The sequence below is a fragment of the Marinobacter nitratireducens genome (assembly GCF_000708045.1).
GTDB lineage: Bacteria > Pseudomonadota > Gammaproteobacteria > Pseudomonadales > Oleiphilaceae > Marinobacter > Marinobacter nitratireducens.
In genome coordinates, this window is the sequence record NZ_ANIE01000005.1 from 492929 (window position 1) to 516482 (window position 23554).

At 56.6% G+C, this 23554-nt stretch carries 19 protein-coding genes and 5 tRNA genes; 14 read left to right on the forward strand and 10 right to left on the reverse strand.

Annotated features, from left to right (window positions below):
* Nucleotides 1–102: 102 nt before the first annotated feature.
* The 6 genes from D777_RS09330 (at nucleotide 103) to D777_RS09355 (ending at nucleotide 2943) form a co-directional block, all read left to right on the forward strand.
* Complete coding sequence (locus tag D777_RS09330) at nucleotides 103–1077, forward strand: hypothetical protein (protein WP_036131010.1); 975 nt, start codon at nucleotides 103–105, stop codon at nucleotides 1075–1077.
* Between the two features lie 165 nt (nucleotides 1078–1242).
* A complete protein-coding gene (locus D777_RS09335; protein ID WP_036131013.1) occupies nucleotides 1243–2088 on the forward strand; it encodes a DUF2846 domain-containing protein in 846 nt (281 codons plus the stop codon).
* A gap of 102 nt (nucleotides 2089–2190) precedes the next feature.
* Nucleotides 2191–2448, forward strand: coding sequence for a hypothetical protein (locus D777_RS09340; protein ID WP_036131016.1), 258 nt, complete (start codon nucleotides 2191–2193; stop codon nucleotides 2446–2448).
* Nucleotides 2449–2643: 195 nt separating this feature from the next.
* Nucleotides 2644–2719 (forward strand) — tRNA-Val (locus tag D777_RS09345).
* 63 nt (nucleotides 2720–2782) lie between these two features.
* A tRNA-Asp gene (locus D777_RS09350) sits at nucleotides 2783–2859 on the forward strand.
* Between the two features lie 8 nt (nucleotides 2860–2867).
* Nucleotides 2868–2943 (forward strand) — tRNA-Val (locus D777_RS09355).
* Nucleotides 2944–2987: 44 nt separating this feature from the next.
* On the opposite strand, the gene D777_RS09360 is transcribed toward D777_RS09355, so the two are convergent.
* The gene (locus D777_RS09360) at nucleotides 2988–4394 is read right to left on the reverse strand and encodes a 3-oxoacyl-ACP reductase (RefSeq protein ID WP_036131019.1); all 1407 of its coding nucleotides are present in this window, start codon (nucleotides 4392–4394) and stop codon (nucleotides 2988–2990) included.
* A 186-nt stretch (nucleotides 4395–4580) separates the two neighbouring features.
* On the opposite strand from D777_RS09360, the gene D777_RS09365 reads away from it, so the two are divergent.
* The 3 genes from D777_RS09365 (at nucleotide 4581) to D777_RS18155 (ending at nucleotide 6802) form a co-directional block, all read left to right on the forward strand.
* Nucleotides 4581–5900: an acetyl-CoA C-acetyltransferase gene (locus D777_RS09365; protein WP_051669034.1), complete on the forward strand. Its 1320-nt coding sequence runs from the start codon at nucleotides 4581–4583 to the stop codon at nucleotides 5898–5900.
* A 100-nt stretch (nucleotides 5901–6000) separates the two neighbouring features.
* A tRNA-Met gene (locus D777_RS09370) sits at nucleotides 6001–6077 on the forward strand.
* Between the two features lie 296 nt (nucleotides 6078–6373).
* Nucleotides 6374–6802: a hypothetical protein gene (locus D777_RS18155; RefSeq protein WP_227501723.1), complete on the forward strand. Its 429-nt coding sequence runs from the start codon at nucleotides 6374–6376 to the stop codon at nucleotides 6800–6802.
* 38 nt (nucleotides 6803–6840) lie between these two features.
* Here D777_RS18155 and D777_RS09380 read toward each other — a convergent pair whose 3' ends face one another.
* The 4 genes from D777_RS09380 to D777_RS09395 all read right to left on the reverse strand — a co-directional run bounded on the left by D777_RS09380 (nucleotide 6841) and on the right by D777_RS09395 (nucleotide 14081).
* Nucleotides 6841–9405: a CHASE2 domain-containing protein gene (locus D777_RS09380; protein ID WP_036131022.1), complete on the reverse strand. Its 2565-nt coding sequence runs from the start codon at nucleotides 9403–9405 to the stop codon at nucleotides 6841–6843.
* Between the two features lie 33 nt (nucleotides 9406–9438).
* A complete protein-coding gene (locus D777_RS09385; protein ID WP_036131023.1) occupies nucleotides 9439–11076 on the reverse strand; it encodes a FecR domain-containing protein in 1638 nt (545 codons plus the stop codon).
* Complete coding sequence (locus D777_RS09390) at nucleotides 11069–11803, reverse strand: response regulator transcription factor (protein ID WP_036131026.1); 735 nt, start codon at nucleotides 11801–11803, stop codon at nucleotides 11069–11071. The genes D777_RS09385 and D777_RS09390 overlap by 8 nt, the downstream gene beginning before the upstream one ends.
* 109 nt (nucleotides 11804–11912) lie before the next feature.
* Complete coding sequence (locus tag D777_RS09395; RefSeq protein WP_036131029.1) at nucleotides 11913–14081, reverse strand: DNA topoisomerase III; 2169 nt, start codon at nucleotides 14079–14081, stop codon at nucleotides 11913–11915.
* Between the two features lie 125 nt (nucleotides 14082–14206).
* On the opposite strand from D777_RS09395, the gene D777_RS09400 reads away from it, so the two are divergent.
* Together D777_RS09400 and D777_RS09405 are read left to right on the forward strand one after the other, a co-directional pair.
* Complete coding sequence (locus D777_RS09400; RefSeq protein WP_036131325.1) at nucleotides 14207–14563, forward strand: BolA family protein; 357 nt, start codon at nucleotides 14207–14209, stop codon at nucleotides 14561–14563.
* Entirely contained in the window at nucleotides 14560–15183 is a 624-nt protein-coding gene (locus tag D777_RS09405) for an L-threonylcarbamoyladenylate synthase (RefSeq protein ID WP_036131031.1), read from the forward strand. The genes D777_RS09400 and D777_RS09405 overlap by 4 nt, the downstream gene beginning before the upstream one ends.
* A gap of 20 nt (nucleotides 15184–15203) precedes the next feature.
* Here the strand turns inward: D777_RS09405 and D777_RS09410 are convergent, their stop codons facing one another.
* On the reverse strand, nucleotides 15204–15869 hold the full coding sequence (locus D777_RS09410; protein WP_036131035.1) for a hypothetical protein: 666 nt from the start codon (nucleotides 15867–15869) through the stop codon (nucleotides 15204–15206).
* Between the two features lie 263 nt (nucleotides 15870–16132).
* Between D777_RS09410 and D777_RS09415 the strand changes: the two genes are divergently transcribed.
* On the forward strand, nucleotides 16133–17749 hold the full coding sequence (locus tag D777_RS09415) for a methyl-accepting chemotaxis protein (RefSeq protein ID WP_036131038.1): 1617 nt from the start codon (nucleotides 16133–16135) through the stop codon (nucleotides 17747–17749).
* A gap of 3 nt (nucleotides 17750–17752) precedes the next feature.
* On the opposite strand, the gene D777_RS09420 is transcribed toward D777_RS09415, so the two are convergent.
* From D777_RS09420 to D777_RS09430, 3 genes are all read right to left on the reverse strand, one after another.
* Entirely contained in the window at nucleotides 17753–18400 is a 648-nt protein-coding gene (locus D777_RS09420) for an MBL fold metallo-hydrolase (RefSeq protein WP_036131040.1), read from the reverse strand.
* A 78-nt stretch (nucleotides 18401–18478) separates the two neighbouring features.
* Nucleotides 18479–19048, reverse strand: a complete 570-nt coding sequence (locus D777_RS09425; RefSeq protein ID WP_051669035.1) for a Tll0287-like domain-containing protein — start codon at nucleotides 19046–19048, stop codon at nucleotides 18479–18481.
* Between the two features lie 116 nt (nucleotides 19049–19164).
* Nucleotides 19165–19241, reverse strand: a tRNA-Arg gene (locus D777_RS09430).
* Between the two features lie 88 nt (nucleotides 19242–19329).
* Here D777_RS09430 and D777_RS09435 point away from each other — a divergent pair.
* Nucleotides 19330–20031 carry a TIGR04283 family arsenosugar biosynthesis glycosyltransferase gene (locus tag D777_RS09435; RefSeq protein WP_036131330.1) on the forward strand — a complete coding sequence of 234 codons (702 nt, stop codon included), beginning with the start codon at nucleotides 19330–19332 and terminating at the stop codon, nucleotides 20029–20031.
* Nucleotides 20024–20656, forward strand: a complete 633-nt coding sequence (locus D777_RS09440; RefSeq protein ID WP_036131043.1) for a TIGR04282 family arsenosugar biosynthesis glycosyltransferase — start codon at nucleotides 20024–20026, stop codon at nucleotides 20654–20656. The genes D777_RS09435 and D777_RS09440 overlap by 8 nt, the downstream gene beginning before the upstream one ends.
* A gap of 7 nt (nucleotides 20657–20663) precedes the next feature.
* Here the strand turns inward: D777_RS09440 and D777_RS09445 are convergent, their stop codons facing one another.
* Entirely contained in the window at nucleotides 20664–23519 is a 2856-nt protein-coding gene (locus D777_RS09445; protein WP_051669036.1) for an insulinase family protein, read from the reverse strand.
* Nucleotides 23520–23554 lie beyond the last annotated feature (35 nt).

Here is a 23554-nt window from a genome sequence, read left to right on the forward strand (position 1 = left end):
GATCGTGTATTACCATGTTGAAAAGCCGTCATTTCAACCCTTGAACAAGTGCATGTATTATCGGCTTTATTTTCAGGATTAAATCCAATTCCAGGAGCAGTAATGGAACCCATCCGTCCAGATGATGACGAACTGAGGGCTGACGCGCCGATTGGCAGTTCGGATAGAAAAAAAACGGCTGAGAAAAAGTCTGCTGATGTGCCAAAACGTCAGGGTGGGGGCGATAAGCCGCCGGCAAAGCGTGAAGTGTCCAGATTTGGTGGAAATGGTGGCGGCAGCGGTAAGGGCGGCCTGGTATTGGTTTGGCTGTTGATGGTGGCGCTGGGTGTTGCCGCTGTGGCGGGCTGGTATTCCCAGAATCAGCGGATTCAGGCATTAGAGGGCCAGTTGGAAGAAGCGGATTATTGGGCCCGGCAGAGTAAGTTGGCGCTTGCCCGTTTTGAGGGAGAGTTGTCAGAAACCGGAGAGAGTCTGCAGGAGAGCGGTGAATCTCTCGGGGCGCAGATTGCGTCGAATAAAAAAGCGGTTGAGACGGCCAACAGCGAAATCCGCAAGCTTTGGGTGGTGGCGAACGAACGTAACAAGGCGCGCCTTAATGAGCAGCAGGATCGGATTGCGGCGTTGGAGACGTCTTCTGCGGAGCAGGGTAAGGCACTTTCTGGCTTGGAAACCGATTTGGAAAAGGCCCGTTCCTCGCTTGTGGCGGATCTGGCGGCTCTGAAGGAGCAGGTGCGTACGTCTGTCGTCGCCCTGGAAGAGTCTGATCGTGCTGCGGCTGATCAACTGACAACGCTGAACCAGCAGATGGCGGATGTAGATCAGGTGGTTGAGCGTCGAATTCGTCGTTTTGAGCAGGAGCAGAAGCTGGGACTTAGCGGAATGGAGGGGCGTATCTCGTCTCTTGAGAAAAACGCCAGCGGCATGGCGGATGAAAGTCGTGTACGGGCTCTGCAAAGTGAGCTCGCGAATCTTCAGCAAACCGTGAAGGTTCTGGATTCGTCTCGCGCCCAGCTTACCTCCCGGTTGGTTCGCCTGTCTGAAGAGGTGAACGCGTTGCGGGCGCAAACTAGACAGTAAACGCCTGCCATTCGAGCTTTATCGGGCTGGCAGGGATGTCCTGTCGGCTCGCTGAGCTTCTGGTTTGTAACGGTTTGTTATTCATCCCTTGCGTTAGCTCTCATTTCTATTCCTGGGCAGTTGTTATGATTCCATAACTCGCCAAAGGATGAAGAGTGAATAACAATGAAAACCCGTGTACCCCTTGCCCTCTCACTGCTGTTGCTGGGTTCCGGTTGTACTGTGTACCAGTCAATCGGTAAGAGCACCGGGTCGTTTCTGCACCCGGTTTCCGGACCTGATTTTGTTCATATTCCAGATGATGAGTGGAATCAGAAAAACGCGCTGCTCTACTTTTACCGCACCGAGTCCCAGTGGGCCGCGGATGAGATCGAGGCGCCCAGTGTCTACATTGATGGTAAACATTATTTCAATATCCGAAACGACAGCTATACGTGGCTGGAGGTTAGTCCCGGCGAACGGCACATTGCGATGCGGCGTCCGTTACTGGGTCTGGAGGGCATGAACTCATTCAGCCTGAGTCTGATCGCCGACGGCTCCATTAATGTCGAACCCGGGCAGATCTACTACCTGCGTTACAACGAGCTCAGCGAGCCTGAGAAAGCGCATCCGGATCTTGATCCCGAACACCCCCTGGGGCAGGGGGATTTGCAGTTGGTGACGCGCGACTATGCGATGCAGGCCGGCGAGATTGTGAGTACCCGGTTTCTGAACAGTGACTTGCTGGCCCCCAATCATGCGGCGACGTCGATTGTTGAGGTCAATGAGGATGCTGATTTCGAGAAGCGGATGGAAGCCCTTGAGGAGGAGCGTGTTCTGGAGCTTGAACGGCTGCAGGAAGAAGGCAAATACGAATCCGCAGCCTGGTACTGGCCGTTCGGGGGTGGTCCCACGGTGCCGCTGGAGGCGGACCGTAAAATTGAGCAGCTCGAGAAGGACTACGCGCAGCTGGAGTTGGACAGAGAGCGGCGCGAGGAGCTGGAATCTGGCGGAGGGTGGTGGATCTTTTAGGTCGTTGGCCGAAAAGACAGGGAGTGTGATGCATTTCACAATTGTCGGTGTCGGTTGCTCTTACTACACTGACAACACGTGAAACTCAGGGAATCGGCAATCATGAAACTGAAAGATGTCATCCAGGGGCGGTTCGAGAAGGTATCGGAAGAGTTACTGCCTCAATTGCTGGATACGTGGGGAGATCTTCAAAAGCGGCTGGACGAGCTGAATTGTTCGCTGGCAAATCGGGCTGTTCCGGAGACCCGCAGATCTCGTGTCAGTGAGCTTTCTCTTCAGCAGAAGGCGAGTCGCGCTGGCCAGGGCGGGGCAGACGTTACCGTGCTTAAGAGGTCGCGAAAGCAGGCGGAATCCAAGTGATCGCCTGGTCATAAAGTGACCATTTTTTAAGGGGTTAAAGGTTTTTTCAGAAAATTTCCGGAAAACATTTGACACCGTCAGCGAAATGCTTAAAATGCGCGTCTCACTTGGTTGAGACAGCAACGCTGAATCGACAAGCGCTGGAAAGCGCCTAGAGTGAAAGCTTTGAAACGGCTTAGGTAATAGGCCCGGTGCGGGTGGTTAGCTCAGCTGGGAGAGCATCGCCCTTACAAGGCGAGGGTCACTGGTTCGATCCCAGTACCACCCACCATTTTCAAAGCGAAAGCCGGATGTTTCCGGTCGCAGGTTCATCATTTGATGTATGAACTGATGCGGAGCGGTAGTTCAGTTGGTTAGAATACCGGCCTGTCACGCCGGGGGTCGCGGGTTCGAGTCCCGTCCGCTCCGCCACTTTTCCCGGGTGGTTAGCTCAGCTGGGAGAGCATCGCCCTTACAAGGCGAGGGTCACTGGTTCGATCCCAGTACCACCCACCAGATTCTTGAAAAAGGCAGGCCTTCGGGCCTGCCTTTTTTGTTTCTCACTTCCCGATCAGTGATTGCCCGCACACGCGAACAACGTTTCCGTTCACGCCGCTGGACGCCGGGTTGCAGTACCAGGCAATGGCTTCTGCCACGTCGACGGGCTGGCCTCCCTGGGACAGGCTGTTCATCCGGCGGCCTGCTTCTCTGATCGTCATTGGCATGGCGGCTGTCATCTGGGTTTCGATGAACCCGGGAGCAATGGCGTTAATGGTGATGCCATTCTTCAGATGTTTGGCCATGGATTCCACGTAACCGATAACGCCGCTCTTGGCGGTTGAATAGTTGGTCTGACCAAAGTTGCCGGCAATACCGCTAATTGACGAAATGCAGACAATGCGGCCGTTATCCTTGAGCAAGCCACGTTCGGTCAATTCCTCGTCGATCAGCTCTTCGGCGCTCAGGTTAACGGCGATCGTCATGTCCCAAAAATGTTCCGGCATGTTGCCAAGGGTTTTGTCCCGGGTGATGCCTGCGTTATGGATCACCAGATCAATGCCGCCGAAGTGCTCTTCTGCAAAATCCGCAATCAGTTTCGGGGCTGCTTCATCGGTGATGTCGCAGGCAAGGGCCTTGCCATTAATCGCATCGGTGACTTTCTGAAGCTCTTCCATCGCCGGTGGAATGTCCAGGCCAATCACCGTCGCGCCGTCGCGGGCGAGTGTTTCGGCGATAGCGGCGCCGATACCGCGGGATGCGCCTGTGACCAATGCAACCTTGCCGGTTAGCGGGGCAACCGGGTTGGTGGCCGGTGCTGTCGTACCTTTACCGATGCGCACACACTGCCCCGAGACATAGGCTGAGCGCGGTGACAGGAAGAAGCGGATGCTTGAGTCCAGTTGCTCCTCGGCAGCGGGAGCCATCCAGATCAGGTTCGCAGTGGCGCCCTTTTTCCCGATTTCCTTGCCAACCGCCCGAACAAACCCTTCGAGTGCCTGCTGTGCAGCCGCGTGTGGCGCTTTGCGGCAGCTTGAGGGTGTCTGGCCGATGACAAGCACTCTTCCATTGCCGGCTATCTTTTTAATGGTCGGGTGGAAGAAGTCGTACAGCGCGCGAAGCTCGTCCGGAGATTTGATGCCGGTCGCATCGAAAATCAGGGCGGAGAACTTCTGGGTGATCTCCTGATCAAGTCCGAGAGCGTTTGCCTTGTTGCCAGCCATGGATGAGTCGGCAAGAGAGTTGATGCCGGCGGCATGATGCAGCTTTGCTGCGCTGGAACTCAAAATGCTGCCAATGGTGGCCACGGCCTTGCCGCCGGCGGCGCTGCCAATGAGAACGTCGCCTTCAATAAATGGTTGATCAACCCGCTTGAGGCGCTTGAGCGGAACCGGCGAAGGCAGGCCGAGAGACTGCGCGGCGGTTTTGCCGACCGGGGTATTGACTAATTTGAGGTAGAGGTCAGACATAGTGGGTCTTCCGTGTTATGGCTGCTAGCAGCTCTTATGTTGAATGTATGATGAAATCGACCTACAGGTTAAAGAATCGCCCAGTTTTTGGATTGACTCAATGCCGGGGCAGGGTTGTCAGGGATGCCAATGAGAGCAGAGTCCAGCGAGCTACACTTTGTGCAATTTCACGGAAAGGGTAAAAACATGGCACAGGCTAAAACCAGCACACAAAAGAAATCCCCCAAGAACAGTGGCGGAATCCGGCGCGTCGCGATCATCGGCGGTAACCGTATTCCGTTTGCCAAGTCGAATACCGTATACAGCAAGATCAGCAATCAGGAGCTCCTTACCTCGGCGATCCGGGGGTTGGTTGATCGCTACGGTCTGGAAGGAATGCGTATGGGCGAAGTGGTTGCCGGCGCCGTTATCAAGCACTCCAGGGATTTCAATCTGACCCGGGAATCGGTGCTGAGTAGCGGTCTTGCGCCCGAAACCTCGGCCTACGACATCCAGCAGGCATGCGGTACCGGCCTGGAGGCTGCGATTCTCGTGGCCAACAAGATTGCGCTGGGGCAAATCGAGTGCGGTATCGCAGGTGGCACCGACACAACCTCCGATGCGCCAATTGGGGTGGGTGAAGGTCTGCGGGAAATCCTGTTAGACCTGAATCGGGCGAAAACCGCGAAGGAGCGTCTGAAGATTCTGGGCCGCTTCCGCCCTGGGCATCTGGTGCCGGAAATTCCCGAGAATGGAGAGCCCAGAACCGGGATGTCCATGGGGGATCATGCTCAAGTCACGGCCCATGAATGGTCCATTGGTCGGGAAGAGCAGGATCTGTTGGCGTGGGAAAGCCATCAGAAGCTTGCAAAGGCCTACGATGAGGGGTTCTTCAGTGATCTGGTGACGCCGCTGGCGGGGCTGGACAAGGACAACATTTTGCGTCCGGGCACCACCCTCGAGAAGCTGGCGTCCCTCAAGCCGTGCTTTGATCGTGAAAATGGAACCATGACCGCCGCAAACAGCACGGCGCTCACGGATGGTGCATCCTGTGTGCTTCTTGCCAGTGAGGAGTGGGCGAAAGCCAACAACTTTGAAGTGAAGGCGTGGTTGACCTTCAGCGAGGTCGCTGCTGTTGATTTTGTCGACAAAAAAGAAGGGCTGTTGATGGCGCCAGCCTATGCGGTTCCGCGGATGCTGGAGAAGGCGGGATTAACCTTGCAGGATTTTGACTTCTACGAAATTCACGAGGCCTTCGCGGCTCAGGTCCTTTCTACCCTGAAGGCGTGGGAGGATCCCGTGTTCTGCAAGGAAAAATTGGGGCTGGACAAGCCGCTGGGCAGTATCGACAGGGAAAAACTCAATGTGAAAGGCAGCAGTCTTGCCACGGGGCATCCTTTTGCGGCAACAGGTGGTCGAATTATTGCCACGCTTGCGAAGCTGCTTGAGGAGAAGGGCAGTGGCCGTGGTCTCGTATCGATCTGCGCGGCGGGTGGGCAAGGGGTTGTGGCCATCCTGGAGCGCTAGGTTCCGGAAAAGCTGAATTATCCTTTGACAGGGCTGGCGTCACCCCTTATCATGCGCGCCACGTTGATCGGGTCACGGCCTGAAAAAACGGACAGTTTGATGCGGGGTGGAGCAGTCTGGTAGCTCGTCGGGCTCATAACCCGAAGGTCGTTGGTTCGAATCCAGCCCCCGCTACCAATTAAAAAAAGCCGGTCTTGGACCGGCTTTTTTTGTGTTCATATGTTGCCCCTCCCAATGCCAGCGCCCGCTGGACTCTTCATTTCAGGCCTTTTTCAGCAATTCGGATCAGTCGCTTTTGTATCCGGTTCTACTTTTGGGCAAAAAATTGCCCAGTTTTCAATGGCTTCCGGCATAGTATTACTTGATCCTGACGAAAAATTGACAATTTTTTAATTGGAGGAATGACGACAGTCACATCCATAATCGGCGTCGTTTTATAGAATTCAACGAAATCGTCAGAATATTGGTGTAAAATGACTGTTGAACGCGTCATAAAAGTGTCAAAGGCATGGATTGCCGCGTTTGTAGTTGGAGCTGTCCTCTCAGGATGCGGAGGCGGGTCTGGAAGTGGTTCCGACAGTGGTACCCCGATTACCGATAACAATACCAGCGGCTCTTCCAGTGAGGTCGTGAAGTCCGCTGTATTGAGCTGGAGTGCACCGCTCACGAGGGTGAATGGTGAGAGTATTCCGATGGCCGAGCTGGATCAGTATGTAATTCGTTATGGTCAGGATGCTGACAACCTGAGCGAACAGGTTGTGGTCACCAATGCCCAGGCCGACGCTGAAATGTCCTACGAGGTGAGCGGTCTGGCTGATGGCACCTGGTTCTTTACCATCCAGGTTCAGGATACCAACGGCTTGATCAGCGAGCCCTCTGATATCGTTAGCAAGACAATCTGATCACGGCCGGATCCCCGGGTGCCTGAAGTGCTGACGTCTCAGGCCAGCGGATCTGCGATCGGAAGTCTCATGGAGAAGGTCGAGCCTCTGCCCGGGGTGGAGGTGACCGAGATGTCCCCCCGATGTTTCTCCACCACAGTTTTCACAAACGACAAACCCAGCCCGGTACCGTGCACGCCCGCCAGTTCGCTTTGTTTCTGACGCCGGAAACGGTCGAATAGAAATGGCAGTTCCTGCGGATCGATACCGCTCCCCTCATCGGCTATCGTCAGGCAAGCCTCATGTCCGGCCCGGTAGACCTGAATGTTAACGGTGGACTGCTCCGGACTGTATTGGACGGCATTCGTTAGCAGATTAATAATGGCCCGCTCCAGTAATTCGGCATTACCCCGAAGCCACAGATCTTCCGTGCCCTGGAGTTGCAGCTGGATTTGCTTCTCGGAAGCCTGTTCACTGACGCTATCCCGGGCGTTTTCAGCAATGGCTAGGAATTCGCACTCGTAAAACCGTGTTTCCGTGAGCTGTTCCGCTCTGGCGAGTTGTACAAACTCCTCGGCCAGGTGATAGCTCCGGCGGGCCAGCTTACCCAGTTGTTCCAGCTGCATGGCATCGATATGGCTGGGGTCGCGCTTGAGTTGTTCGATGAGTGCCAGCTGAGAAACCAGTGGTGACCGGACGTCATGGGATATGAAGTCGATGGCTTCCCGGTGCTGGCGCTGCTGCTCCCTGAGTTCGGTGATGTCGGAAACGTTGGCGATAATGCCATGCTGTTCGCTGTCGGGCAGCGCAAAGGGGGCAAAGTGAATCAGGAAATCCTTGCCCCGTATGCGCAGATCGACCGTTCGGCTTTGTTTTAGCGTCAGGGTTTCGGAAACGGTTTCATGCCAGGGCGGTGTCTCACGAGGATCATGTCCTTCCAGAAGGCTGGCAAGTGGCAGGCCGCTCAGCGAGGGCATCGGTTCGCGGAACCATTCTTCAATATGGCCGTTCGCGAACCGTATAACGCCAAGTTCATCTGTGACGATCACGCCGTCTGGCATGCGTTCAAAACTGCGGCGCATAAACTGCTGCATTCGGTTAAGGCGTTCAGTCGCGACACGAACGCGCTCAATGCGGGCAGAAATATTCTCTCTGGGTTTCAGAGCAGGTTGTATCTCATCCTGTTGTGCGAGCTTCAGGCGTCGCAAGTAACGCTGAATGCCTTCGCGGGTAAAATCGTCAGGAAGAATCAATCCGAGGATGTAATTCAGATCTCCCCGCCGCAAGCGAATCCAGCTGGCATCGTCCTGGTGCAGCCATTGGCCTTGGGGCAGGTCATCAGGGATGTCGTTAGGTGTCAGAGAGTTCTGGGCAATGGTTTCAGCTCCCTGTTGCAGTAGCCAGCCTTGCGGCTGAAGGAGCGCTCTGAAGTGCGCCAGGAGTTGCGTCGGGTGGCGTCCGGTTGTTCCGGGTAGCGGCAGTTGGGGACTCCGGGCGAGGGCATCCAGTTGCCGATTGAGAAAGTGATTGGTCATGGCCAGCCTGAAACCGCTCGATACGGGAAATGCCAATATGGGAATCAGGAGAGCCTTGGCGACCGGTACCCACAGATTCATGCTGACAAAGGCAATTCCATAGATAAGGAAAAGCGTCAGAGCTGTGGTCAGGCATGCAGCTAGTGTGCGAGTGGGGCGCATCCTTGGCAGGATCACCACCAGCAGGGCCAGTGTGAACACGATCAGCCCCAAAGAGAGCCACGCCGGGGCTGGGCGAATCAGTTGGTTTTGTTTTATCGCTGAAAAAGCATTGGCGTGGAACTCGACGCCAGACATAGGCTGACTGAGTCCCGAAAATGGCGTAGGTAAGATGTCGCCGAAGCCGGCCGCGGTGGCTCCGACGAACACGGTTTTGCCAGAGAATGCCTGACTTGCTGCGGGATGATTCAACACCTGGGTGTAGGAAAAAGTTGGGATGGAACCCGATCCGCCTGCCAGGGGAACGATTCGAAAATCCTGCCTGATATTGACGAAAGCCGGGGTTGAATCGTTGGAGAGTTTTGGTGAGCCCCCTGCGGCTGTCATAGAGAGGCTTGGCCAAAGCTTGGAGCCGAGGCCATTGTACAGGTAGAGTCCCCGCGCAACGCCGTCCGAATCCAGTTCCACGTGGGCATGGCCTATTCCAGCTGCGGCAGCAGCCAGAGCCGGAACCGGAAGCTGTTCTCCCAGCAATTGATCTACAGTGGGGGGCGAGAGGTAGACCGGAAGGATGACCTGGCCGTGCTCGTCCATGGCAGCGGCCAGCTCACTATCATCGGGAGCTGGCTCTGGGAACAGGATATCGAATACGATGGTTTTGGCGCCCGCTTCGGTCAGCTTGCGGATAAGCTCGGCATGAACGTTTCGGCGCCACGGCCAGCGCCCCAGTCGATCGAGGCTGATTTCATCAATCGCCACCACCACAACGTCATCTGACGGCTCGGGCGGGGCCAGGGTGGTCGTTTTGTCCAGGATCCAGAAGTCGATCTGCCGTGGCAGACCGGATGCCTGAATCAGAAGCAGCAGCAGGGTAATAATAAAGCCGAGCATCCAGGGAGTCGTTGTAAATGGTAGCCAATCCCTCTTCATGTTCCCTGCTGTCTGTATCGATCGATCAATGGATTATTCCAGGTACAGTTCCCTCCCCGGGCCCCAGCGACTGGTTAGCGGGCCATCTGAAAGAGCTTTCAGCCGCACAAAATACCGTCTTCCGGGAATAAGACGCAAGGCTGCGGTCGTATCTGGTAATGTTGCTTCCTTGATAATGTTGTTGAAACCGGGCTCCTCTGAGAGCTGGAGGCGGTATTCGCTGGCGGTGTCGACTTTTTCCCAGAACACCCGGACCTGGCTGTCAACATAGTTCACGCTGATGATCCGGACGGGGGGCAGGCTGCCGTTGACAATCAGTTGCCTGGCTTCGGTTGTGGCCACGGAGTTCCCGCCTGCCTCGGTGACAACGCGCCAGTAGTACTGTCCGGGGCCAAGAGGTTTCGAGGGTAATGCTCGGGTTTCGGGAGCCCACTCGCTGGTGGTGATGATGTCGCTGAACTCAATGTCTTCAGCGATTTCCACTCGAGCCACCTCGTTGCTGCCATTCAGATTCCATTGGAACTCGGGCATGTCATCGTTTGCCGTCGCGCCGTTTTCAGGTGATACCAGAGTGGCGGAACGTGCCTGCAACGCAACTTCCAGCGGCATGATGGCCGGCATACCGGCAATGCCTCGGGGATCGAGCGCGGCGAGGTGGATTTCATAATCCCCGTTATCCAGAAGGCCGATGTCAAAGCGGTTGTTTCTGAGCTTTCGGCTTTCTACCCAGCGGCCGCTGTCTGTTTCAAAGATGTCGAGGCGATATTCTGGAGCAGGACTCTCTGCCCAGCTGAGTTCGGCCGGTAGCCGGGTCAACGGCGAAGCCAATGGGTTCAGGTTCGGCGCCGGCGGGAGCCTGCGAATAATGAGGCCGTTGGTATTGTTTGTCGAAACACTTGCGCTGTACCCGGCGGGTATCCTCCGGGTTTTACCCGGCGCGCCAAAATCCACGACCCCGTCGGTGACCTGAAGATCCGTGCCCAGGGGAGAAGTCTGCAAGGAAAATGCCGTGCCCCGTACCGCGGCGACGGCAGAAGGGGTTTCGATCTCAAACCGGGCGCCACCTTCTATGACGGGTTTTACCCTCGTGTGAACTTCCCCGTGATTCAGGCGCAGGCGCGTATCCACCATGCCGGATTTTCCATACTGGGTCAGGCGGTTGAAAATCAGGCGGGAGTTGGGAGATATCCGGATTTCGGAACCGTCTGCGAGTTCAATGGTGGCGCTGCCGGTTCCGGACAGTACCTCATCGCCAACCCGGATCAGGGTGTCCGGCTGCAAGGGGCGTTTCTGGCCACTGATGCCGGAGATGTATTGCACGGTCCCGGTCACGGATGAGGCCCGGGCTGGCTCGGGCTGTCGCTTTAACCACTTGAGGGGAATGCGAAGGGTATCGCCTTCCGAAACCAGGGCGTGACTGCTCAGGTCGTTATACCGTCGCAAGTCACCTGAACTCACGCCTGCAGCCAGAAGATCTCGTGCCACGGCCAGAAAGGTGTCTCCCGGGCGTAGGGTGTATTGCCATTCCTGAGCGGTGGTCCCCCGCATATCGGCTTTGGCGACAGCGGACCCTTGTGTCACCGATAATTCTGCTCTTGAGACGGTTGCCGCTGTCATCAGGGCAGCGGCGAACAGAACCAGAGTGCACTTTGCCATTGGCTTATTACTCATTGGCAGCCTGATCCGTGTGTATTGAATCCGGCACGGCATCCGGGCCTTTCATCGCTTCCAGGCGGTATCCGCGCTGGTAGATGGTTTTAATCCGGAATCCGTTCTCCGGGTTGAGGCCAAGCCGTCGGCGCAGTCGGCTCATGTGGGTATCGACAGTACGAGTGTTGATGTCCCGGGCCAGTCCCCATACACGCTCAAGGAGCATCTCGCGGGTCAAGAGGCGGCCCTGATTCTGGAACAGGAATAGCGTCAGATCGAAGTCTTTATCGGTCAGCGTCAGTTCCTCGCCGTGCAGGCTGATAGTGCGTTGCTGGGTATTGATCTCGAAGGGGCCGTAATTAAGGATCTCTTTTTCCGCATCCGGATTGCTGCGACGGGCCAGGGCATTGATCCGCGCGCCCAGTTCGGCGGCCCTTGGAGGTTTGGCCAGATAATCGTCGGCGCCGGCATCCAGTGCGGCAACGATGTCGGATTCGCTGTCACGCTGGGTCAGGAATACCACAGGGATTGGCCAGTTGAGTTGTGCCCGAACGGTTCTCAGAACATCCAGACCGGTCATGTCGGGGATCTGCCAGTCCAGGATCAGTAACTCGTAGCTCCGGTGCAAAACGGCGCTCAGGAAGGCCTGCCCGGTTGGGAAGCTGTCACAGTGATGGCCGCGCTCGGACAATATGGACTGAACGTTTTGTGCCTGTTCGTGCTCGTCTTCGAGCAGAGCGATGCGCATGAAGCGTCTCCCGGAAAAAATCTCTCAACGTCACCTGTGCCCACGTAAGCCGTGAAATCGCAGGTTTATCCGCAAATTATCACAGAATGTCGGGTTGCCTGCAGTATCGTTATGTAGACTTGCGTAAATGGATGGCGGGTTTGCCGTTGTCGTCATTCAACGTTTGTCGGCAGGCCGGAAAATTACTGCAGCCCCAGAACCAGCCTTTTTTGCTCTTTCGGCGCACCAGCGGTGAAAAGCAGTGTGGGCAGGGGATGGGTTTCTGCCCGGTACCGTCGGCCGGGGCGGTTTCCTCAATGGGGCGGGTTCCCTTGCATTGAGGGTAGCGGGTGCAGGCGAAGAACCGTCCGAATTTGCCATCCCGTTCGGTCATCGGGGCGCGGCATTTCGGGCAGTGCACCTGGCCCTCTGGGTTACTGGCATCCTGCTCCGGCGCTCGGGCTGTTTTCTCGATGAAGCTCGAGATTTCCTGTTTGAGATTGTCCAGGAAGTGCCTGGGGTCACCCTCTCCCTGCCGGATCTGCTCCAGGGTGGCCTCCCACACGGCTGTTCGGTCTGGTTTGCTGACCGATTCTGGCAGCGCGGCGATCAGGGCTCTGCCTTTTTCGGTTGCTCGAATATGTTTGCTCTCGCGGAAGAGATACTCGCGCTTAAAGAGGGTATCGATGATGGCGGCACGCGTTGCTTCGGTGCCGAGGCCATCGGTTTCCCGCAGAGTCTTGCGCAGCTCGCGGTCAGCGACAAACCGGGCGATGTTGGTCATCGCGGACAGCAGCGTCGAGTCGGTGAAATGCTGTGGCGGCTGGGTTTTCCGTTCAGTCACGTTTGTGTGCTGACAGGTGACCGGCTCACGCTTGTCCAGCCGGGGTAGAGGCGGCTTGTCTTTTTCGGTCGACCCCTCTCTGAGCTTGAGTTCCAGGGATTTCCAGCCCGGGGTCAGTATGGCTGTTTCGGTTGCTCTGAATCGATGATCTGCAACCTCTACCGTCAGGCGACCTTCACGGTGAACGGCATCGTGATGGAACTGCATCAGATAGTAGCGACTGATCAGGCCGTAAATGTCACTTTCAGCCTTTGACAGTTTCCCATTGGCGGTGCCCCTGGTGGTCGGGATGATGGCATGGTGGGCATCAACTTTGCTGTCATTCCAGGCTTTGCTTCTCAGGCCGGTATCGCAGCTATCACAGGCTCCGGAAAGCGCCGGTGCCACGCGGCCGACCGCCCGGATGACCTGCTCGCGTTGCTCATAATGGCCCTCTGGCAGGTAGCGGCAATCCGACCTCGGATAGGTGATCAGTTGGTGGCGCTCGTAGAGGTTCTGAGCCGTATCCAGCACTTCCTTGGCCCCCATCCTGAACAGGCGACCGGCCTCGATTTGCAGGGCTGACAGGGATAACGGCAGTGGCGGTGGTTCCGGTCTGTCCCTGAATCGTGATTCCACGATGCGCCCGGGTCGCTCGCACACACTGGCGGCTATTTGCTCGGCGGTCGCCCTGTCCAGGAGCCGGTTTTCATCATCCAGGTAATCCTGGAATTGCTCGTCTGGCACCCATCGGGCGGTAAATGGACGTTGGTCAGCCTCGTCATCCTGTGCCTGGAAACTGGCTTCAATGCGGAAGTAGGGCTGGGGCTGGAAATTGGCGATGGTGTTGTCACGTTCAACCACCAATCCGAGAACCGGTGTCTGCACCCGGCCAACAGAGTAGACCCCTTGCTCTCCCTGTTGCTGATAGCTCAGGGTGTAGAAGCGGGTGAGGTTGATACCGTAGAGCCAGTCCGCTCTCTGGCGCGCGAGGGCAGAGTGGGAGAGTCGTCGAAATTCCCGGTTGTCCCGCGGGGCTTCAATAGCCCGTACCACGGCTGCCGGAGTGAGATCGTTGATGAGAATTCTCTGCACCGGTAGTGTCACGCCGAAATAGCGCAGTACCTCATCAACCAGCAGTTGTCCTTCTCGGTCCGGGTCGCCTGCGTGTACCACAGTGTCAGCCTGGCGGACTAACGATTCGAGAACCTTGAGCTGCTGGCGAACGCTGTCTTTTGGAATGGCCTGCCACTTTTCCGGAAACATGGGCAGGTCTTCGAGCCGCCACTTTTTCCAGATCGGGTTATAACGGCCCGGTTCTGCCGGTTCCAGCAAATGGCCGATGCACCAACTTACTGTTGCCGCGCCGTCTCCTTTTCCGCAACGGATCCAGCCCTGGCCTTTCTGGTAGGGGCCGGGCAGGGCCGCAGCGATGGCGCGTCCAAGGCTTGGTTTTTCGGCAATATAAAGGCGCATGGTTTTGACAGTGTTTGAATGGGCCAAGGAATGTGGCTGTTTGCTGGTTTGCTGTCAAGACTCGGGTGGCAGGCGTTTAGTGTAGTAGACTGGAGCTTATACAGACTTCGGAGATGCACGTTACCATGAAGATACAGAATGCCATCGAAGCAAAACTGACGAAGGCGTTTGAAGCGCTCGTCCTGCAGGTGGAGAATGAAAGCCACAAGCACAGCGTGCCGCCGAATTCGGAGACCCATTTCAAGGTCACGCTGGTTTCCCCGGATTTTGAAGGTCAGATGAAGGTTCGCCGTCATCAGGCTATTTATAAGGTGCTGGCGGAGGAGCTGGCGGGAGACGTGCACGCTTTGGCGCTTCACCTCTATACTCCCCAGGAGTGGGAAGCGACCGGTCAATCGGTGCCCGACTCTCCTAATTGCATGGGAGGATCGAAAAAGGATCCGGTCATGGCTGCCCGGACTGGGCAGGGAGAAGGCTCATGAGCCAGTTTTTCCAGATTCATCCGGAAACACCCCAGAAGCGGCTGATCAACCAGGCGGTCGAGATTCTTCGTAAGGGCGGGGTTATTGTGTATCCCACCGATTCAGCGTATGCCGTTGGCTGTCATCTCGGAGACAAGCAAGCAGCGGAGCGTATCAAACGTCTTCGCAAGCTGGATGACAAGCACAATTTCACTCTGGTTTGCCGGGACCTCTCGGACATCGGTGTCTATGCCAAGGTGGACAATACCCAGTACCGCCTGCTCAAGAATTTTACGCCGGGGCCCTATACCTTCATTCTGGACGCGACCAGTGAGGTGCCTCGTCGGTTGCTTCATCCAAAGCGTCGCTCCGTGGGGGTTCGTGTTCCGGACAACGCCATTGTTCAGGCACTTCTGGGTGAGCTCGGAGAGCCCATCATGAGCAGCACGCTGATTCTCCCGGGTGACACAGACCCGATGACCGATCCTTACGACATCCGTGACACCCTTGAGCATGAACTGGATCTGATCATTGACGGCGGCTTTTGCGGTATGGAAGCCACAACCGTGGTCGATTTCACCGGTGATGCCCCGGTGGTGACCAGAGTTGGCAAAGGCGATCCAGAGCCATTTGAGAGCTGATAGGTTCCGCTCAGGGGCAGTCAGGCGCGGGTGTTCAGGCTGAAGGCGTACTGGTGTTGCTGGCCAGCCGCTTCCAGCTGCTCTGCGCCTGCGGTTCGCCGCAGGGTGTCATAACGATGAACAAGATCCTGAAGCCCGTTGAACTGCTGGTTTTCGCTGACCAGGCTGTCCAGTAATGAGTTATTGACTCCATAGGCCTGATTCAGTTTCAGGGCGTTGTCCATGAACTGCAGGGTGGGTTCGGAAGCGCTCAAGCGACTGAAGGCTTCCCGGAAGCCACTGTTCATATTCAGGTCTTTTTCGATCTGGCTTCGGGCGTCCTCCGGAAGCCTGCCTGCCACCTCGATGGTTCCGTTGTTGCTCTTGGCGACACTGAGAGCCGTTGCCGCAGGCAAATTGAATTCGGCAAGTTTATGCCGCAGGGTATCTCGTACGAAGGCAAGGTCCTGCCCGACTGTCTGCTTGTATTCGGTCATCGTCAGCTTGCGGGCCTTCTGCGCCGCATGGGTGTTGTCATCGCCTCCCGACCGTGTGAAGCGGTCATCGCCATCGGCAGATGTTTCCGGGCCTGACTGCACGGCCGGGGCCGCGGCCCTATTTTCTGCGGCATTCGCAGGCTGCTGGCGTTTCTCCATCGCCTGCTGAAACTGTGTGCTGGCACGAACCAGCGAAGCCAGTAGCGACATGATTGGGAATCCTCCAATGGCCGCTGTGCTCCAGCGGCAATAACGATCTTTTGGATATGAGCTAGATACTTCCAAGCAGGATTTGGGCCAGCATTATTGAATGCATGTGAGCCCACTGTTTGTGGGGAATTCATCCGAACCTGATCTGAGTCAGTTAAAAACTTGACGCATATCTATAGAGTTCTGTGTCGATATGCCGTCTCCTGCGTCACAGAAGACGGTCAAACGACTTCATACCCAGTCAATGTTTCGGCCTGAATCCCATGAACGCTAAACAATCCATACGTTTTCTCCTCCTCGCTGCACTCGCAGCCGCCTTCTCTCTGGTGCTTGTCTTCACGGTGCTATATAGCGCCAATGCTCAGCGTGACCACATGGAGCAGTTCAGCCACAAATATGTGGAAGGTCTTGCCAAGTCCTATTTCGATGGCCTGAACACCATGATGGTGACCGGCACCATCGGTAACCGGGATATGCTTCGCGACAAGGTCATGGCGCCGGACGATGTATTGGATGTTCGAGTCATTCGTAGTGAGAAGCTCAACAAGCTGTTTGGCAAGGGAACGGCGGTGGAGCAGGTCCGCAAACCAGAGGATGAGGATGCGCTGTCCGGAGATCGGGTTGAGCTGTACTCCGAAAATGAGCAGGGGCGTGTCTACACCCTGATCGAGCCGGTTGTGGCGCGGGAAAACTATCAGGGCGTCAACTGTCTCGGCTGTCATCAGGCCGAGGAAGGGGAGGTATTGGGTGCCATACGGGTCGATTATTCTCTCGCCGAAAGTGACGCCCGGTTGCATAAACAGTTACTGACAAGCGGTGGTATCCAGGTAGCAATCTTTGCTCTGGTGTTTGTGCTGACGGCGTTCGCTCTGGGCCGGCTGGTATTTTCCAGGTTGCGTCTGTTGCATGATCGCATGGACGAAATCTCCCGGAACTCAGACCTGACGTTGGAACTCGACGACTCCCGGAATGATGAAATTGGTTCTGTTGCCAGGGCATTTAACCGGATGATGGCCAAAATCCGGGAGAGTATGAACACGGTGATGGACAATGCGGAGCAGGTTGAGCTGTCGGCGCGGGGCATCGCCGGCAAGGCTGAAACCACCGAGAAAGAGGTGCTCGCTCAGCGTGACAACACCGATCAGGTGGCCAGCGCGACTACTGAAATGGCAGCCTCTGCGGTTCAGGTTCGGGAAAACGCCAATCACACCACCCGGAAATCGGCGGAAACGGCAGAATCTGCCAGCCTGGGTGAGCAGTTGGCAAGGAATGCGGTCGAGGGTATCGAATCGTTGAATTCCGAGGTTCAGAGCGGTGCCCGGCGTATAGAGCAGTTGGACCAGCGGACCAGCCAGATGTCAGATATGTTGGAGGTGATTTCCAACATCGCTGATCAGACCAATCTGCTCGCACTGAATGCTGCGATTGAAGCTGCAAGAGCGGGCGAGCAGGGGCGGGGCTTTTCGGTCGTAGCCGATGAGGTTCGTGCTCTCGCGTCGCGGACCCAGGATTCCACCGAGGAAATCCGGTCCACCATCGACGGGCTCAAAACCGAGGTTGTCGACTGTGTGGCAGCCATGCAGCATGCTTCTGAGATGGCCGAAAGCCAGGTGTCTGCCATCCTCAAGGTTGAGTCCGAGCTGCAGGCGATTGCCGCCGCTGTACGGGAGATCACCGATTTGAATGAGGAAATGGAGAGCGCCGCCAATGAACAGAGTGATGTCTCTGAATCCATCAACCAGAACGTGATCGAGATCAGTCGCTCTGCGGAGCAGACTTCCGGGGATGCTCAGGAAACCGCCAGGATTGCCGGAGATTTGCTGGTAATGGCAGAGGGCCTCAGGAAAACCATCGAGCAGTTCAAGCTGGCCCGGGGCTGATTGTCAGCCCCGATGGTCGGACACGAATGGGTTGGTGGCGCGTTCCTGGCCGAATGTCGACATAGGGCCGTGGCCAGGGATGAAGGCGATTTCGTCCCCCAGCGGGAAGAGCTTGCCCCGGATGGATTGAATCAGGGTCGCGTGATCGCCCTTTGGGAAATCCGTGCGTCCGATTGAGCCGTGGAAGATCACATCCCCAACAAGCGCCAGCCCGGATGGTTTGTGGAACAACACCACATGGCCGGGGGTATGTCCCGGGCAGTGCAGAACGTCCAGACTCTGGTTACCGACCGTAACCTGCTCGCCATCATTGAGCCACCGGTCTGGTGTGAACACCTCGGGCACCGGAAATCCGAACATTTGGGCCTGCTGCGGTAACCCCTGAATCCAGAAGTTGTCATCCTTGTGTGGGCCTTCAACGGGCAGAGATAGCGCCCGGGCCAACTCTGCAGTGCCGCCGGCATGATCAATATGGGCGTGGGTAAGCACAATCTTCTCCACCTCGACGTGTTCTTCGCTGATTGCAGAACGAATCTTGTCGAGGTCGCCTCCGGGATCTACCACCGCACCCTTGCGGGTTTCTTCGCACCAGATCAGAGAGCAGTTTTGCTGGAAAGGGGTGACCGGAATAATTCTGTACTTCAGCGACATAGTCAGACTCGGATAGCTTTGACGATGGATGACGCGCTTATAGTACTGGTATCCGGCCGGATTTAAACCCGGCGAGTGTCACGGCTGGTAAGTGACAACAAATGCGCCCCTGAGATCTCCTTCCGAAAACCCCGTCGCCTTGTCCTCCGGATAGAGCTCTGCCAGCTTGACCTTCACCCCGTCGTCAATCGATTTACCGTGGCAGCCCAGGCACAGCTTCTGCGTGGGAATGGCGCTCATATAGCGGAATTGGCTTTGCCCGGAGGCGTCCGATACCTGCCAGAATTCAACCGGCTTTCCATCCTTGACCGGCTGTTTCTCCATGGCCAGTAACTGCATTTCCTGCCAGTCCGTTGGCGCGTTATCGGGGTTACGGGGTTTCAGGCTGGTACGGCTGATGGTCCAGTTATCGTTGCTGTTCGCCTCCGCAATGTGAGGAGCCACGGTGTTGCACACACCGATACCGTTGGTCAGGCCTCCGTTCTGAATCGCGGCTTTGAGTTCTTTTTTGAGAGAGCCAGCGAAGGTTTTAACCAGTGAGCGGGCATCGGACACGAGTTGTTCGGTGTTTGGCTCGAGCGGTTGGGCCGCAGCAGGGAAGGCAATTGCGGACGCAAGCACGGATGCGACGATGAGATTTTGGTTCATGGCTTTTCCCTCAGAATAGTTTTGTGGGAATAAGTATAGAACCAAACGTTTCTTTGGGCGTGAGAAAACGGAAAAATGCGACAATACGCCGCGGGAGTGGTGGAGTAACTGATAGATGGTACCCCCGGCAGGACTCGAACCTGCTACCTTCCCCTTAGGAGGGGGACGCTCTATCCAGATGAGCTACGGAGGCATTTCGTCAGGAAGGCCGGTATGATAGCGGGCTGGCGCTTATGTCTCAAGGTGCTAACGCGTTTCTCCCGTATTCCCAGGAGCCTGCTTTGCCCGAGTCACTTTCGTTGTCTGTCATTGTGCCCGTTTGGATGGAGGCTTCTGGAATAGAAGCATGCCTTCGTGCCCTGACGCCACTTCGTGAGGCCGGGCATGAAGTGATTGTGGTGGATGCCGGAAGTCCGGATGGGACTGCCGATCTGGCCAGGCCGTTATGTGATCGGTTGGTGGAATCTTCGAAGGGCCGGGCGGCGCAGATGAATGCCGGTGCCGAGGTGGCCACTGGCAATGTGTTGCTCTTTCTCCATGCGGATACCCGTCTCCCTGATAATGCACTTGATGAGCTGTCATGGTTCCTGAGAAACGAGCCCACGTGGGGGCGCTTCGATGTTCGTCTGAGCGGACATCGCGCCCTGTTTCGCGTGATCGCCTGGTTTATGAACCGCCGGTCCAGGTTGACGGGAATCTGCACCGGGGACCAGGCCATTTTTGTCCGGCGGGATCTTTTTGAGGCGTTGGATGGCTTCCGGGATCAGCCTCTGATGGAAGACGTGGAGCTGACCGCGAGGTTAAGCAAGGTATCCCGCCCCTGGTGCATCAAGTCTGCGGTTGTCACCGACAGCCGACGCTGGGAAAAACTGGGCCCGTGGCGTACTATTTTCCTCATGTGGCGCCTTCGTTGGCGCTACTGGCGTGGTGAATCACCGGAATCCCTTGCCCAGGCCTATCGCTCGGATGTCAGGAATGGCTGAACACAAAACCGCTGATGCAGTTCTCATGCAGTTCGCAAAATGGCCCGAAGAAGGTCGGGTCAAAACCAGGTTGATACCCGCATTGGGTTCGGTCGGGGCGATGGATGCTCACATCGAGCTCACCCTGGCAGTACTGGATAACCTCTGCGCTTCGGGGTATCCCGTTCAGTTCTGGTGGGATCGTGAGTTAGACACCTCTCCTCGAGAGGCTGACCACATTGTTCGAAACCTTGAAAGCGCAGGGTTGGAGCAACGGTTCCAGCATGGAGATACCCTGGGGGAGCGTATGCTGGCGGCCTTGGAAGGCTCGCTTGAATCCTGCTCCCGTGCGGTGGTTATTGGCAGTGATTGCCCTTCGGTGGATCCCCAGTATGTGCGCGATGCCATCACCCGGCTCGGCGAATCCGACATTGTTCTCGGTCCATCCAATGATGGCGGTTATGTGTTGATTGGCGCCCGTCGAGTGGTTGGTGGGATGCTCGACGGCATCGACTGGGGCACGGAGCAGGTGATGGAGCAGACGATTGCAAGGCTCGAGGAATCGGGGCTCAGCGTTTGTTTGCTTGAGCCCCGATGGGATGTGGATGAGCCGGAGGACTGGGCACGTTATCAGAGCCTCCGGTAACGGCGTTTCAGCTTGCCGGTACCGGCGGTTGCTGTGTCAGCCGGGTCAGTGCTGTGATGGCATCGGCCTGATCGGTGCCTGTGACGACACGTAACGCGTGCCGGCGTTCCAGTACAGCTTTGCGGAAAGTCGCCAGTAATTCATCCCGGCTCACATGCCTGACGGCGTTAGCGAGCTTCTGGCGCGAGTCGAAATCGTAGGCCTCCCGGTCGATTTCTCGCCAGTATCGCCCGGAAATGTCTCCCAGTTGGCGATCTTTCTCCAACACACTGCTGATAACGGCCTGTTTTTCCCGCTCCAGGGCCGGTCCATCCAATGCGTTCAGTCGTTCTTCAAATTTCAGTGAAAAATCCTGCACGGCCTGGTCGATTTGCGCTTGATCTGCAACCGGCGATTGCACAACGAAGCCGAGGGCGGGGGTCTCAAGCATCTCAAAAGGGGTGGCGTAGACAATGTAGCCCAACTGGCGTGTGGTGCGGATGTTCTCGTAGAACGGACTGCTAATGATCTGGGCAAGCAGCCTGAACCGGGCACGCTCGGCAAACCCGGTGTTGTCTCCCTGCATGTAGAGAGTATAGCCGGTGTCCGGGTGATTAACGGCCAGATCAACCTGCGTTTCCTGGTCCGGAAGCTGACGGACATGGCTGCGGCTGACCTTTGTCACGTCATTGCCTGCAAGGACAAAAGCATTTACCTGCCTGGACAGATTCAGGGCGTAGGCTTCGGATACGTTGCCGTGGGCCATCATGACAGGGTCGACTTCTGCGAGCAGCGCTTTCGAGAATGATTGGAGTTCGTCCAGGGTCACCTGCTGTGCGGCCTCCAGTTTGGCCTTGGTACTCCAGGCCCCCTCAATGAGAGCCGTCTGAATGAACTCAGACGTTTGCTCGACAGGACGATCCTTGGCTTTATTTTGCAGGCTGTCCACGAGCTTCTGGCGGGCAATATCGAACCTCTGCTGGGTGAGATTCGGGTTCGATATCTGCGCCAGGATTTGCTTGAGCAGCTGATGAAGCTTGTCGTTGTAGCCGCCAACCCTGATGGTTATGCCGCGAAGGTGCGGGTAAACACGGTAATTGAGGCCGGCAAGTCGGGCGGAATAGGCCCAGGCATTGAGGTTGGTGTTGACGGCATCCACCAGCAACCGGGTCAGAACGCTGCTTCGTGCGGATGCTCGGGCTGCCGGTGTGCGCAAGCTGATATATACGTTGGCTTTGGGTGTATTGAAGCGCGTGTCTCGGGCATACCAGATATCAAAGCCGTCCGGGCTACCCAGCAGTGTTGGCTTGTCCATGGTTGGGCCGCCAACCAGCGCAAGGTCTTGGGGTATAAAAGGATTGGCCGCTGGGAGCTGGAGTTGCGATGCGAGAGGCGTGGGCGCCCCGGAACTCAGAGCCTCGGGTGCGAGGGACTCTCTTTGCCATTCGGCGTCATACCACTGCGTTTTCTCGGGCTGCTCCAGTTCCGGTTCTGGCGCCAGCACGAAGATCATCACGTTGTCTGGCGTAAGCCGGTCCAGAAGGTCGCGATACTGCTCGGGTGCGTAGTCTTCCATCAACCAGCGTGCTCGCAGCAGATCTTCGGCCGGATAGTGCCGAAGCTGACTGGAGAGCGCCATGACCTCGTGGATTGGATCGCTTTTCTCGGCGAAGCGAAAATCGATGTTGGCAAGCTGCTGCATCTCGCGAAAGCGCTGCTCGCTGATTCCGCTGGTGCGGATTTTGTCAATGTAATTAAACACCAGGGCAACAATATTGTCTTGCTGGCGCAGGCCCTCGGGGGTGAGGGACATGCTGATATCCAGCGTTGCCTCTTCCCCGGTGTCCATCCCCGCTCCGGCAGACAGACTCTCGGCGAGACCCGCCTTTTTCAGTACATCCAAAAGACTTCCTGGCCCCTCGTGACCAAGCAGGTTGGCGACATAAGACGCGGGCTTGGTCCGGTAGTTCTCAATTTGCGAGGGAATCGGGAAGGAGAGGGTAAGGCTGCGAACGTCCTTGAGTGCATCCGCCGTTACCCGAGCCGGCAGGGTTTCGGGTGCATAGATAGAGGCAGTGTGCGTTCCGGCGCTCAATGCTCGATTTTCAATGGCGTCGAACCGTGTACTGACCATGCGCTCGAGCTCATCCAGTGACTGGGGGCCCAAGACTGACAGCGTCATCAGGTTGGATGAGTAATGGGTTTTCCAGAACTCGATGAGATCGGGGCGCAGCGGGTTGCTGTCCGTATTTTCCAGGGTCGTCAGATTACCAACGGCGAAATGACTGAACGCGTGTTCCGGATTGCTGGCGGCCTTTTTAACGGAGTAAAAGCGACGTCCATCTTCTTTCTGCTTGGCGCTGAATTCCGAATGAACCGCGTTACGTTCTCTGTCCACCAGTTCCGGCGTGAACAGGGGAGCCGCAAATTGCTGGGCAAAGCGATCCAGCGCCGGCTCAAGGAACGGGGCCTGGATATCAAAAAAATAATTGGTGTCCTGGAAGGCCGTAAAGGCGTTGTGGCTGCCGCCATGGCTCTTGATGAACTGCTGGTACTCGCCCGGGGCCGGGTATTTCTCGGTACCCAGAAACAGCATGTGTTCCAGAAAATGGGCCAGTCCTTCACGGTCTTCAGGATCGTCTCCGCTCCCCACGGCAACGTTCATGGACACGGCGGCTTTGTCAGAGCCCGGCGAGGAGACAAGAACAGCCCTGAGGCCATTATCGAGGGCAATGACCCGGTAGTTGTTGTCATCGTTTGGGCTTTGAACCGGAGTCTGGGTAGCCCACGTAAAGCTGCTGGTTATCACCAGCAGAACAAGTAGCGTCAGCCGTGAAAAAAAGCGCTCGTGCAACGCCGCAGTCAGTGTTTTACCAGATGTCATGTCGCCTCGCAGTGTTGAGTGATGGCAGGAGTGAC